Source organism: Streptococcus sp. Marseille-Q5855 (genome assembly GCF_946901985.1).
Classification (GTDB): domain Bacteria; phylum Bacillota; class Bacilli; order Lactobacillales; family Streptococcaceae; genus Streptococcus.
On sequence record NZ_CAMPPR010000003.1, the window covers coordinates 98,826 to 112,757 of the forward strand.

8 protein-coding genes and 1 pseudogene are annotated in these 13,932 nt (G+C 39.6%); all 9 read right to left on the minus strand.

Annotated elements, in window-relative coordinates; translation table 11 throughout:
• Window positions 1–23: 23 nt before the first annotated feature.
• The gene (locus tag OC529_RS04825) at window positions 24–3,113 is read right to left on the minus strand and encodes a pneumococcal-type histidine triad protein (protein ID WP_000700358.1); all 3,090 of its coding nucleotides are present in this window, start codon (window positions 3,111–3,113) and stop codon (window positions 24–26) included.
• Window positions 3,114–3,120: 7 nt separating this feature from the next.
• Window positions 3,121–4,038, minus strand: coding sequence for a zinc-binding lipoprotein AdcAII (gene adcAII, locus OC529_RS04830; protein ID WP_000744536.1), 918 nt, complete (start codon window positions 4,036–4,038; stop codon window positions 3,121–3,123).
• A 142-nt stretch (window positions 4,039–4,180) separates the two neighbouring features.
• On the minus strand, window positions 4,181–5,572 hold the full coding sequence (locus tag OC529_RS04835; protein ID WP_001020307.1) for an APC family permease: 1,392 nt from the start codon (window positions 5,570–5,572) through the stop codon (window positions 4,181–4,183).
• 123 nt (window positions 5,573–5,695) lie between these two features.
• Window positions 5,696–6,253 (minus strand): thiol-disulfide oxidoreductase-associated lipoprotein SdbB, encoded by a 558-nt coding sequence (gene sdbB / locus OC529_RS04840; protein WP_262081611.1) that lies wholly within the window; start codon window positions 6,251–6,253, stop codon window positions 5,696–5,698.
• An 11-nt stretch (window positions 6,254–6,264) separates the two neighbouring features.
• The gene (gene ccdA2, locus OC529_RS04845; protein ID WP_262081612.1) at window positions 6,265–6,972 is read right to left on the minus strand and encodes a thiol-disulfide oxidoreductase-associated membrane protein CcdA2; all 708 of its coding nucleotides are present in this window, start codon (window positions 6,970–6,972) and stop codon (window positions 6,265–6,267) included.
• 228 nt (window positions 6,973–7,200) lie between these two features.
• On the minus strand, window positions 7,201–7,617 hold the full coding sequence (locus tag OC529_RS04850) for an EGFR-like transmembrane domain-containing protein (RefSeq protein ID WP_262081648.1): 417 nt from the start codon (window positions 7,615–7,617) through the stop codon (window positions 7,201–7,203).
• Window positions 7,618–8,037: 420 nt separating this feature from the next.
• Window positions 8,038–11,016, minus strand: a pseudogene (locus OC529_RS04855) (DUF1542 domain-containing protein); the annotation flags it as partial.
• Window positions 11,017–11,735: 719 nt separating this feature from the next.
• A complete protein-coding gene (locus OC529_RS04860) occupies window positions 11,736–12,671 on the minus strand; it encodes an Rpn family recombination-promoting nuclease/putative transposase (RefSeq protein ID WP_262081613.1) in 936 nt (311 codons plus the stop codon).
• 190 nt (window positions 12,672–12,861) lie between these two features.
• Entirely contained in the window at window positions 12,862–13,821 is a 960-nt protein-coding gene (locus OC529_RS04865) for an Rpn family recombination-promoting nuclease/putative transposase (RefSeq protein ID WP_262081614.1), read from the minus strand.
• Window positions 13,822–13,932 lie beyond the last annotated feature (111 nt).

Sequence of the window (13,932 nt, forward strand, 5' to 3'; positions counted from 1 at the left end):
AATATGCTTCATTCTTTTTACTACTATATAGGAGTCGGTTGACTCTCTTTTAACAAAGCCAAGAGCCTATCTAATTCTGCTGAAATAGTGTTACTGTCTTTCGTTCCGAAAAGAAGACTGCTGTTTAGACCAGACAATGTCTCCATAGCATTTTGGCGAGTACGAGAATCTGTTACTTTTTCTAGCAAGGTCTCCGCCTCTGCTATCTTAACGTCAATAACAGAACGCTCTACTTGTGGAACTTCATCCTCATCTGTAGTATCTTCAGCTTCTTCCTCTGTCTCTTCCGCATCAGTGCTTGGTCTATAAAGATTATCTGCTGAAGGATTTAAACCAGCGTGATTCTCTTTTTCATCAGATTCAGAATGAGTTGGCTCACTTACTTCATCATGTTCCTTATCTTCATCAGGTTTACCGTTTTGGTCTGCCTTATTTTTACGAACATGGTCGCTAGCATTACCCCAACCATTATCTGAATGAGGACGTTGGTCAGGATGTTCAACGTAGTATTTCACTGTCGCAAATAAATCTTCTAAGGTATAGCCTTCAGGAGCTGAGTAAAGTCCTTCATCAAACCATGCAAACTTAAGGTTATGATAGTGATCAAAGTGAGGAATTATAAAGTGACCATTTTGTACAGCTACAGTATACTGTAAATGATTCGGTATTTTTTCTAATGGTACCTTTTTCTCAGCTTTTACGCGGTTATAGATAGCTTCTGTCCCTGTTGCCTCTGGTTTTGCTTCTGTTGCTTCAGTAGAATTTGGAGCTTGTAAGCCTTTTTCTTTAGCATAAGCCTGAGCTGCTGCTCTTTCAGCTTCAGATAAGCTGTCTTTTTTAATCCAGTGGCTATGGTTCAAGTGTGGAGTGACGTAGGCATTTCCTTCATCACTTTCAATATCATGCTCATCAAAGATATAGCCATCCTCTGTTGTATATTTACCTGCTAATTTCGCTAATTTAATTTCATCGTCTGTATAGGCAATTTGAGCATTTGGTTTGCCAAGTCGCTCTGGATGGGTAATTGGTGCTAGGAATGCCAATAAATCATCTACCAATTTTACTTTATTAGAAGATTCATCATTCAAGCGCTCTGCTAATTTGTCTAAAGTTTGGAAATCAGAAACGCGACCTTTATTTTCAGACAAGGCTTTATGAGCCTGGGTTAACAGATTGTAGGCTTTATCATAAAATTCTTGGTCACGAGAAGCGACATTTTCTTTTTTAGCAACTAGAGCATGTGTCTCTTGAGTTTTCTTAGACAAGAGATTTTCAATAGCATCAATCTTATCCTTAGCCAAGTCTTTAGCAAAAACATAGTGACTGACACCAGCAATTTCCACAACATATCCTTCCCCAACTTTTCTAACAACCTGTTCTACTGTAAAATCAGTTTGTTTTTTCTCAGTTGATGGTTGAGCTTGCGGTTTTGGTGCTGGTTTCAAATAATTCATTCCCGGCAAGACTGCACCATTTTGTCCCTTAATAGCTATCATACGAGCCAATTTTTCTTCCAAAGGTGACATTTGTGAATAAGGGATAAAGTGATAATGGTCTCCGTGCGGTACAGCAACACCATTAGCTGTACGATTTGTTATTTGTGCCGGGTCAAATACTAGTCCATCCGATTCTACATGGCGTTCTGATAAGGGTTTAGCATACAATTCACGTAAAAGGCTTGGAATGTCTTCCCCTTGATTTTGATGATAAGTTGGAGTGACAGTCAAATTGTGGTTCTCTGACAAGCTTGGTTGAGCTGGATTTGCATTATGACTAGAACTTGAAGAAGGACGAGACCCCTGCTTCCCATTCCAATAGGCTTGGGCTGCAGCCAATTCTCCTGCAGACAAATCACTCTTAGGAATATAGTGAAAATGATTTCCATGCGGTACAACAAAAGCGTCACCTGTATCTTCAATCACATCTGTTGGACTAAAGACATACCCATCATCCGTTGTATAGGCTCCTCCAGTTGCTCTATTCGGTGCCTGCGTATTGAGATTAAAGTTTGCTTTAATGGCTGAACTTGGTTTCGCAGGACTGCTTGGTTTCGTATTATCAGAATGCTTTTGAACTGGCTGACCTCCAATTGGTAGATTTCGAGCCAATTTTTCTTCCAAGGCAGACATTTGCGAATAAGGAATGAAATGGAAATGATCTCCGTGAGGTACTGCCACACCATTTGCAGTACGTTTTGTAATCTGTGCTGGGTCAAATACTAATCCATCAGACTCCACATGACGTTGGCTAAGTGGCAAAGCGTACAATTCTTGAAGGAGACTAGCTAAATCCTCATTTTGACTCTCAGGAGTTGTTGTAAGATTTTGAGGAGTTTCAGATGGACTCGTTCTCACACTAGATCTTGTTTCTCCCCTGCTAGAACGATATTCAACCGTACTTAATTGACCGCCTTTTCCAGATAAGAAGGCTTGGGCAGCAGCTAATTCACTGGCAGACAAATCACTCTTAGGAATATAGTGGAAGTGATTGCCATGAGGAACAATATAGGCATCGCCTGTATCTTCAATGATATCAGAGGCATTAAAGATATAACCATCATCCGTTGTATAACGTCCTTGGGCTCTGGCTGCAACTACCGCCTGATTGTTTGAACCGCCACCGTGATTACTACTATGTTCCTGCTTCTGACGTTTAATCTCTTCTTTTGTCCGAATATTATCCGCATGGGCCGCATCTTTAAGGTAAACATAGTATTTACCGTTTACCTTAATGACATAACCACCCTTGATTTCATTGACAATGTCTGAATCCTTCAACTGATAATTCGAATCTTTCATGAGGAGCTCTTCACTGATGATGGCATCATAAGGAACCTTGCCATTATAGTAATGATAATGGTCTCCATGAGAAGTCACATAACCTTGATCCGTAATCTTGATAACAATTTGTTCAGCATTGATTCCCTCTCTCTTACTGACTTCATCTGGTGTTAAGTTCTCTGCCTTTTGACCAGCCTGATTACCATCTATATAAGCAACTCGATTAGACTCTTTCTTAGCCTGACCAGCTTGGTAACGACCAAGTTCATAGGAACAAACACTTAGGGCAAGAACTGCCACTGAACCTGCTAGATATTTTTTATTGATTTTCATTTTTTCCTCACTTTAATTCTTCTGCTAGAACACTTATATTTTCTTCAAGATTTTCTAAATAGGTCTTGTCATTTTGTGGGTCTGCCTCTAAAGGATTCAGAGTTTTAAGACCTACACCTGTTGATTTGACAAGAGTTTCAGCTACTTTTGAAGAAGCGTTACTTTCTGTAAAAATCGTTTTAACCTTATAGGTTTTAACAAATTCCTGAATTTCTGTTAGTTGTCTTGGACTTGGTTCTTGTTCCGGAGAGATACCTGCAATACCAAGTTGATTGAGTCCAAATCGCTTAGCTAAATAAGAAAAGGCTGTATGTTGTGTTACAAATGTTTTCTGAGTCGCTTTTTCAAATTTAGGCTGGAATTTCTTAGTCAATTCTTGAGCTTTTTTGATAAAGGCTTGCGCATTTTTTTGGTAAGTTTCTTTATGCTCACTATCCGCCTCCGAAAGCTTATCAGCGATAATCTGAGCTTCTTCGCCAGCTTTTTCAGGATCTAGCCAAGTGTGAGGGTCATAGAGCGTTTTTTCATCAACTCCATCCCCTGCTTCTACATCTTCTAGCCCTGGGACGCGGTCTAAAGTCATTCCCTCTGAAGCCTCTAAAACCTTCACTTTGGATTTTTTTAGATTGGGATCTAAACTTCCTGCCCAAGATTCGAGCGTATGTGAATGGTAAACAAAGACATCTGCATCATAGATGGCTGCGATATCATTTGCCGAAGGTTCAAAGGAGTGAATCCCACTACTTGACTGAATCATCCGAACATCATTCAAGTCACCAGATACTTCCTTAACCATAGCATAGATAGGATAAAAACTGGTCACAATTTTCATCCCCTTTCCTGTCTGACTTTCCTTTTGACTACAGGCTCCTAGCAATAAAAGAAAGACACTTAACAAGACTAAAAATAAATTTTGTTTCTTCATGAACAACTCCTTAACTGTTTAATTAACTAGTAAACATTCTACTCCTAAAAACTTAATCTGTCAAGATATTTTTAGAAAAAATTTGAAATTTCTTTCACATATAAAAATCTGCTGAGTTTCAACAACTCAACAGACTTTTACTTTATTCTTCTATGGTAGAATGCTTATAGCCATAAGTGAAGTAAATAATACTTCCTACTAACAAGGCAACTAGGAAAGCAATCCAAGTTTCCATATTATACTGTAACATAAAGGATAAACAAATGATGATTGATAAAATCGGTAACAGGGGTACCAAGGGTGTTTTAAATTCCCCAGCTTTTGGCATCCCTTTTTCTTTCCGTAAGCGAATCAGGCCGTAAGCCAGCATGATTAAGTAGGCCAAGGTACAAATGTTTAAGAAGGCTGCAATACTAGCTAGCGGGAAGATTCCTGCTGCTACTGCTGAAGCTAGACCTGTTAAAATAGTAGCATTCTTTGGTACCTTGCTAGTCTTCGTTAGTTCTTTAAAGGCGGCAGGCATTAAGCCATCGCGCGCTAAACTGTAAATCATACGCGATAGGGCATAGGTCATCGAGATACAAACTGTAATCAAGGTCAAGATAGCCACTAATGACACATAGTTGGCTGCCCAACTGATCCCAACGCTACGAAGGGCAAAGGCAACGGCATCATTGACATTTAAATGACTATAGTGAACCACACCAGTCAAAACAAGCGTCACCAAGGCATAGAGAATGGTTACGATAGAAAGCGATAAGACAATCCCTCTAGGAATATTTTTTTGAGGAGTCTTGACCTCATCTACAGCCATAGAGATGGATTCAAATCCCAAAAAACCGAAGAACATCAAGGAGGCACCAGCCATAATACCAGTACTAGCACCATAGATTTGTCCAAAACCATAAGGAGCAAAATTACTCCAATTATCAAGTTTGATATGCCAAATTCCTACTAAAACAAAGAGAGCTAAAGCCGAGAATTTCAAAATAACTAGAATAGAATTAAAGCGTAAGGCTGCTTTAGCATTGAGTAAAACAAGCGAGGTCACCAAGACCAAGACAAGAATAGGCAATAAATCAACAAATGTCCCTGCTTGAGGATTAAAGGTACCATTTAAAGGCTGAGGAAGGGCTATCCCGTATTGAGAGAGCAAGCCTTTAAAATAAGCTGCCCAACCCGAAGCTACGCCTGATATGGCTGTCATGAACTCCATCATGGTTAACCAACCAGCCAACCAGGCTGGGAATTCTCCTAAAATAGCATAGAGATAACTGTAGGCACCACCTGTAGCAGGTACTCGTGAAGCAAATTCTGCAAAAAAGAGGGCTGATAATCCCACACACAAGGCAGAAATGACGATTGAAATCACTAGGGCTGGACCAGCAAGTGTGGCAGCTGCAGTACCTGTAATTGTAAAGATGCCTGTCCCTACCATGGCTCCGATACCCAGCAAAATCAAATCCCATAACTTCAAATGCCTGTGCATCTCCGTTTTATCCAAACTTACATTCTTTGTTCTAAATATATTCATATTTCTTCTCCAAATAAAATGATGATTCTATTTTACCATAAATATAGGAGATTTGTGACTATTTATAAAATATTTTTCTAAAAAAAAATCTGACTACATCTTGTAATCAGATTTTTATCGATTCTAGTTCATTTCTTTAAATGCTGCTTCTGCATCCGCATTGCTGATAACACCAAATTGAATCTTTCCAATCTTCCCTTGACTATCAATTAGGTATTCTGTAGGAATGCTTCGAATTTGATAAGCTTGGAAGGTTGTTGCTTTAGTATCATAAAGAACTGGGATATCTTTATATCCTTGATCTTGGAACCATTGTGGGAATTGATTAACAGTTTTTTCACCTTGAATTCCTGGTGCAATGACAGTAAGAATTTCAAAATCGCGATCTGGTTTTGCAGCTAATTCCATCAACTCAGGCATACTTTTCTTACATGGACCACACCAGGAAGCCCAAAACTTCAAGTAAACCTTTTTACCCTTAAAATCAGATAACTTGACTTCTTTACCATCCATGGATTGCAAGGTGAAGTCTGGAGCATCTTTCCCAACAGCAATTTGCTGTACAGGCGTTTCTTGTTTTGGCTGTTGTGGGGCTTGAGTTTTTTTAGTTTCTTCCTCACCACAGGCTATCAATACAACTAATGACAAGAGACTTAAGCCAGCAAACATTACTTTTTTCATCATTTTCTCCTTTATTCAAAAATTCCAGCTAGAACATTTACTTGTCCTAATAGTAACAAAATTCCCATTAAAATAATGAGGAAACCACCAATTTTCTTCATTAGCATCATATGACGTTTGATTTTACTAAAATAAGGCATGACTAGACCTGAAGCTAGAGCCAAGACCAAGAAAGGAAGAGCCATCCCCAGAGTGTAAATAAGAGTATAGATAGCACCTTGCCAAGCTCCATTGCCTCCAGAAGCCGCAAGCGCTAAAACAGAACTTAAAACTGGACCAATACAAGGCGTCCAACCAAAGCTAAAGGTAATACCGAGTAAAAAGGCTGACCAATAACGATTGGCTTCTGATTTCTTAAAAGTAAAGCTTTTTTGAACCTCTAATTTCTTAAAATGAAAAATTTCCATCTGGTGAAGTCCCAAAATGATAATAATTGTTCCCATAACATATCGAAACCAATTTGCATAGAGAATATGACCAAAGTAACCAGCACCAAAGCCTAGAATAAAGAAAATGAGTGAAATACCTGCGATAAAGCAAAGTGTTCGAATCAAGCCTGACCAGAGAACCTTTCTCCCAAATAAAGAAAAGCTTTTTGCGCTTTCCTGATCATCCAATAAAATCCCAGCATAGACTGGCAGAAGAGGAAAAATACAGGGAGAAAAGAAGGACAAAACACCTGCTAGAAAAACAGAGATTGAAAATACTAGCGTTTCCAATAAAGAACCAACTTTCTTAAGATTTCTAATCCTATTTTACTATATTCAATTTAATTTGTATGCTTTCTGCTACGCAAAATCGTATCGGCACTACTGGACCAATCTTTTCTTTTGCTAGTCAAGGCGGATCTTGTCCCCAAAATAGCCAAAAAGCAACGACAAGGGTTACTCGTCGCTGCTTTTGTGAACGGAAATGTCTTTTAGGTCTGACATTTCATAAATCATGTTTTACTTGAGTTTGGCAAGGATTGCTTTAAGCTCCTCTACTAGTTTAGCTTCTGTCTCTGCTGAGCCATTTTCCTCTTTCACGAAATCAAGGGTTTCTTGGAGAAGTTTTTTGGCTTTGGCAAGGACTTTTTTATCCGCTTTTTCTGCATCTAGCTGTCCAAGAACTTTTGTCAATTCCGTGCTTAATTGCTGGATTTCTGACTCTTTCTTACGACGAACCAACCAGAAGGCAATCACGCCTAGGAGAGCAAGTAGACTGACTACAATCACTCCTGCTGGAACTGAGTTTGTTTCAGTCATCTTATCTGAATCCTTACTATCTTCCGTTCCTTGCTTAGCATCTTTCTTGTCCTGTGCAGACTTGCTGTCGCTAGCATTTGCTTTCACATCTTTGAGAGAGTCCAAGGCAGCCTTCACAGACTCTACTGCAGTACGCAGACCTTGCTCTGTCAAGGCACTATCTTCCAGAGCTTTTTGAGCATCTAGGAGGACAGCTTTGGCTGCATCGATTTTCGGATCAGATACTGTTGCCAAAGCTTTCAAGCGTTGGTCTAACTCTTGAGTCAAGGCACGAAGTTCAGACTTGTCAACTTGCTCTTGAGCTGGAGCTTGCGTGCTCGTTGAGCTAGCTGAAGGACTTGCTGCCACTCTAGGAGCTTGAGTCGGAGCTGAACTTGGAGCTGGGACAGGACTTGCAGGTTGACCCGGAGCAGTTGGTTGAGACGGTTGTGGAGCTGGCTCAGATGGAGCTGTTGGAGTCTCAGTAGCTCCTTGGTCTGGCTGAGTAGGAGTAGAAGGTTGAGGCGTAGGAAGCGGACGTGGAGATGGTTGTGGATTGATATTCTTGATAGCATCGATTCCTGCCATTTTTGCCTGTTCTACATCCTTATTTGTTACGCCCTTGTCCACCGCAATCTTAGCATCTTTAGCTTCTTGATCCACCTGTTGCAATGCTCTTGACTTGTCCTCAGTTGTCAAATCAAAACGATTCGAAATTTCTGTTTTCTTAGCAAATGCAACAGCATCAATTGCCTTAATCGCTTTTGATTTTTCTGTTTCTGTTGGAATTGCTACAGCGTTAATCGCGTTAATACCTTGTTCTTTATTATCAAGTACCTTATCAGCAGCTTCTGATTTATTTATGCTATTATTAGCAGCATCCGCCACGTTTTTATACTGATTCTTGATATTCGCTTTTTCTTCTGTAGTTAAATCGTTATTTGAATCTACATTCGCAGTTTTTAGATGTAATAGATCTAAGATTTCCGCTATCGCAGTTCTCTTAACGTCAGCTAAGTTACCTGGAGTGTGCACGCCTTCAATTGCTGTTTTAGCTTTGGCTTTTTCAGATGCCACTTTATCCGCAGTATCAGCGCCGTTAATCGCTGTTTCTCCTGCTGTTTTCTTAGATGTAACATCGTTTTCTTTTGCTGTTTTTTCTGTTGATGTCAAGCTTGCATCTGCTTTAATAGCGTTAATTTCATTTTCTGCAGCTGTTGCTAATTCCGCTATCGCAGTTCTCTTAACGTCAGCTAAGTTACCTGGAGTGTGCACGCCTTCAATTGCTGTTTTAGCTTTGGCTTTTTCAGATGCCACTTTATCCGCAGTATCAGCGCCGTTAATCGCTGTTTCTCCTGCTGTTTTCTTAGATGTAACATCGTTTTCTTTTGCTGTTTTTTCTGTTGATGTCAAGCTTGCATCTGCTTTAATAGCGTTAATTTCATTTTCTGCAGCTGTTGCTAATTCCGCTATCGCAGTTCTCTTAACGTCAGCTAAGTTACCTGGAGTGTGCACGCCTTCAATTGCTGTTTTAGCTTTGGCTTTTTCAGATGCCACTTTATCCGCAGTATCAGCGCCGTTAATCGCTGTTTCTCCTGCTGTTTTCTTAGATGTAACATCGTTTTCTTTTGCTGTTTTTTCTGTTGATGTCAAGCTTGCATCTGCTTTAATAGCGTTAATTTCATTTTCTGCAGCTGTTGCTAATTCCGCTATCGCAGTTCTCTTAACGTCAGCTAAGTTACCTGGAGTGTGCACGCCTTCAATTGCTGTTTTAGCTTTGGCTTTTTCAGATGCCACTTTATCCGCAGTATCAGCGCCGTTAATCGCTGTTTCTCCTGCTGTTTTCTTAGATGTAACATCGTTTTCTTTTGCTGTTTTTTCTGTTGATGTCAAGCTTGCATCTGCTTTAATAGCGTTAATTTCATTTTCTGCAGCTGTTGCTAATTCCGCTATCGCATTAGTTTTTAATTCCTCCAAATTAACTTTCGGCGCTACTGTCACTGCATCACTATAACTTGAAGCTCTTATTCCGGGATTTCCATTTGTTTTATCGTCAATTTCAATAACTGTCAATGCAAGAAGTTTTCCTCCTGAAAGAGGTTTTATATAATCACTGTCTCTAATAGTTACAGTAGTTTTCTTCGTTACTGGATCAACTGTTCCTGTTGAAACATCAACTTTTGCTGTCAATCTTGTTGGTCTTGGATTACCATTCGTTGCAAATTCATCACCATCATATACCGTTTTATCACGATCATTATCAGCAACTAAATATACTTTCATTTTTGCATATGATGGAAGACTTGGAACAGAAGGGACTTCTACATCAATTGTTGGTTTAGTACCATCCTTACCTTTTAAATACGCATCTACAGTAGGTTCCGTTTGACCTGTCGGAACTTTAATAGTTGGCTTACTAAGAGAACGAAAAGCACCAATTTGGACTGTTTTGTCTCCTCCTACAGTTTTTACAGTGAAAGTTAAAACAGCATCGTTTTTACCATTAACATCTGTTGTTGCCCTCGCAAAATATGTCGTTGCATTATTTGGAAAGTTAGACATTTTTTCTACAGTGACTGAGCGTCCTGTGTTGCTTGTTACAGTTACACCTTTAATCTCTCCAGTTTTAGATACAAATTTAACTATAGTTCTAACTTGATTCGAAAGTATTTCATAAAAATATTTATCAATACTACTGTAATTTCCGTCTGTCCTATTATTCGATATCCCAAACTCTATACCAGACGTTTCTTCTGGCGTCGCTCTAAACCCACTACCTTCTGTAAAAGTAGTTCCATTTAAGCTATGATTATGCCCTGCGATATTGGTACCGTTTGGTTCTGTATTTTCTGCCTTTAGACCGACCGTTACTTTACCGTTTGTTGTATCAAGTTTAGGAGCCTTAGGTTCTACATCCTTCTTAACACGTTTTAAGCCAGTATTTTTATAACTTACTAATGTTCTAAAAGCTACATCTATTTCTGTTTGATTTTGCGCCGTTGCAAGGACTTGTCTCGCTTCTTCAGCTTTTGCTTTTAAGGCTGCTACTGATTCTTCTGTGTAGTTTTCTGTTTTTATGGCATCAATTTCACTTAATAGCGTTTCTAAGTTCTGAGTATTTAGTTGTCTACTAAGTTCAATATCTGTTTTTGGTTGATCTTGTTTTTCTGCTATCTCTTTACTTGATTCTAATTTAGAGTTGCCTTCAGTACTCCTTTCCTCAACCTTAGCTTTTGCTTCACCATCTTTAGATGGAGCTCCTGGGTCTTTTTTCTCTCTTCCTTGAGTTTCTGCTTCAGTTCCTGCTTGTCCTACGCTTGGATTTTGACTGCTTGTCTCTGATGAGCTTAGGGGAGATGAATTGTCAGGCTTGACATCCCTATCCTGAGCGACCACTTCTGTACTTGATTCTGCCGCCTGCACTTCTGTCGCTGGATTAGCTACAAAAAAGACAGACCCTAGCAAGACTGAGGCTGCTCCGATTGAAAACTTGCGTATAGAAAAGCGTTGGCGCTCATTCATTTTAAACTGTTTCATAGTTTTTCCTTTCTTTCTACCCTGTCTTTGCTCCTCTAGCCATGGTCATACAGGCATCAACTCGCAATAAAAACAGGAAAACATGACCTTTTTTCATCTTAAACAAATGACAAAAAGCCCATTGTTTACTAATACTTCATTATATCAATTTAGTTCCCTTTCCTCAACCTCACTTTGTTTTAGAAAATCGATAATTATATATATATATATATGCAAGTTGTTTATTTTAAAGGATTTAGAGGCTTCTTATTTATAAATTTAGTATATTTTTCATTATTTTCAGAAATTTTAAATTTATATGACATTCGAACGAAGCTGTTCGTCTTGCTATCTATCGCCAGAAAGACCTATCCTAGACTCAGCAAATAAAAAAACAGGCTCTCCGAAAAATCAGAAATCCTGAGATATTATTTGATATAACTCCTATCCCAAATCACTTGATGTAGGCTCTCCCAGCTTTGTCGAGTAGCAGAGGTAGACTAACCATGACAAAAATTAGCCATAGCGAGACTCGTAAAAGCCCAGATAAATATAGGAAAGAAGCAAAGAGAAAGGCAGATAGCAAAATCATACCCAAAGTCTCTCCAAAATTCCTGCAAATACCATAGAAGTCAAAGGAGAGATAAAGGATAAAGAAACTAAAGCAAAAACGCTTGCCTGTCTTTTAGTACAAAAAGCACACCTTGGCTAGATGGCGTGCTTGACCATTATTGCTATTCTTACAACAATGCCTCAAACTCAGTGACAGTCATGCCCAGTTGCTGACTGGCAACCTCAGAAGTTAGAATACCTTGACGGACTAGATTTAGTAGCATGGACAAACTTCCTTCGACTTTCCCACGCTCCAGTCCCTGTTCAAGACCCTCTGCACGACCACGTTCAAGACCACGCTCTAAACCTTTTTCCTCTGCTTGTTCCAAGGCATAGTCCTGCGCTAACAAGGCTTGTTCTTCGCGCATACGTAGTTGACTAAACATTTTTCTGTCCTCCTCGGACCAGCTCTTGTAATCTAGCAGTTGGTCTGCTTGACTAATAGCTCGCTCGGGTTGTTGAGTAAAGGGCTTGTTCCCAAAAAACTCCAACCACGGCTTGCGAACCTCGTCTTTGCTGGTTTCTCTGTATTTTCTTAATTCCAAGAACGCCATCTTGACTAGATGATGTTCCTGTCCATTATTGGTGATGGTTAAAACCTCACCTGTCATGTCCTCGCGCATACTAAAACTATGAAAAGCCAAGTCATCTGAGAAGTAGTTGCTATCTACAATTGCAATAGCATAAACTGGTGCGATGTGTTTATAGCTCTGGTGGGTATCACCTTCACGTTGGCGAATTTTTTCAAGATTTTGATTAACCTGACTGCACAGGTAAGCCCACAGGCGATTGATGAAAAAATTCTGATGATGCACCTGAATCTCAATAATTACCTGCGTGCCATTGTCCAACTCCGCCAAAACATCTATACTTGTATAGAAGTCCTGGGCCGAGTAGGGCAGAGAAGGCAAGACGTGAATATTGCTCCCCTCCAAAATGGTTACATTTTTAGCTGGCAAGTCCAGCATATCGCGAATAAATTGACAAGTGATTTCTGGATTGCTAAAGATTTTCTTAGCAACCAAGTCATTGGTCGGGCTAATGCCCGGATGTCTGAGAATCATTCTTTCTCTCCTTTCATTATAGCACATTTTTTAATCTAATTTACTAGATTTGATGCTTCTATCTATTTATTCGGAAAAGAAATTAAAAGTTCAAACTTTCCTAACAAAAAAGATAGCTAATCTCTTTTCCATCAAGAAATTTAGCTATTCTTTTTAATTGTTTTCATATCGTATAACATTTACAGATTTCTCACTCATGTCTTGCCAACAACGCTTCAAACTCAGCGACGGTCATGCCTAATTGCTCACTCGCAACCTCAGGTGTTAGAAGACCTTGACGTACTAGATTTACTAAACCTACTTTTAATCCCTCTTCAATGCCTTCTTCTCGTCCTTGTTCACGACCCTCTGCACGACCACGTTCAAGACCCTCAGCTCGACCACGTTCTAAGCCCTTTTCCTCCGCTTGTTCCAAGGCATAGTCCTGCGCCAACAATGCTTGTTCTTCGCGCATACGTAATTGACTAAACATTTTCCTGTCCTCCTCGGACCAGCTCTTGTAGTCCAGCAGTTGGTCTGCCTGGCTGATGGCTCGCTCGGGTTGCTGGGTAAAGGGTTTGTTCCCAAAAAACTCCAACCATGGTTTACGAACCTCGTCTTTGCTGGTTTCTCTGTATTTTTTTAATTCCAAGAACGCCATCTTAACCAGATGGTTTTCTTGTCCATTATTGGTGATGGTTAAGACCTCACCTGTCGTATCTTCGCGCATACTGAAACTGTGGAAAGCCAAGTCATCTGAGAAGTAGTTACTATCTACAATTGCAATTGCGTAAACAGGTGCGATGTGTTTGTAGCTCTGGTGGGTATCACCTTCACGTTGGCGAATTTTTTCAAGATTTTGATTAACCTGACTGCACAGATAAGCCCACAGGCGATTGATGAAAAAATTCTGATGATGAACTTGAATCTCAATAATTACTTGCGTACCATTATCCAACTCCGCCAAGACATCTATGCTAGTATAGAAATCTTGGGCTGAATAAGGCAGAGAAGGTAGTACATGAATATTGCTTCCCTCTAAAATAGTTACATTTTTTGCTGGCAAGTCCAGCATATCGCGGATAAATTGACAAGTGATTTCTGGATTGCTGAAGATTTTCTTAGCAACCAAATCGTTGGTCGGGCTAATGCCCGGATGACGTACAGTCATATTTCTTCTCCTTTCATTATAGCACATTTTTAAATCTAGGTTTACTAGATTTGATGCTTCTATCTATTTATTCGAAAAAGAAATTAAAAGTCTCCTAATTTTTAATCAATT

Bases quoted from the DNA above. Each gene is read 5' to 3' on its own strand.
- OC529_RS04825 (WP_000700358.1), bottom strand. From the start codon at position 3,113: ATGAAAATCAATAAAAAATATCTAGCAGGTTCAGTGGCAGTTCTTGCC.
- adcAII (WP_000744536.1), bottom strand. From the start codon at position 4,038: ATGAAGAAACAAAATTTATTTTTAGTCTTGTTAAGTGTCTTTCTTTTA.
- OC529_RS04835 (WP_001020307.1), bottom strand. From the start codon at position 5,572: ATGAATATATTTAGAACAAAGAATGTAAGTTTGGATAAAACGGAGATG.
- sdbB (WP_262081611.1), bottom strand. From the start codon at position 6,253: ATGAAAAAAGTAATGTTTGCTGGCTTAAGTCTCTTGTCATTAGTTGTA.
- OC529_RS04860 (WP_262081613.1), bottom strand. From the start codon at position 12,671: ATGATTCTCAGACATCCGGGCATTAGCCCGACCAATGACTTGGTTGCT.
- OC529_RS04865 (WP_262081614.1), bottom strand. From the start codon at position 13,821: ATGACTGTACGTCATCCGGGCATTAGCCCGACCAACGATTTGGTTGCT.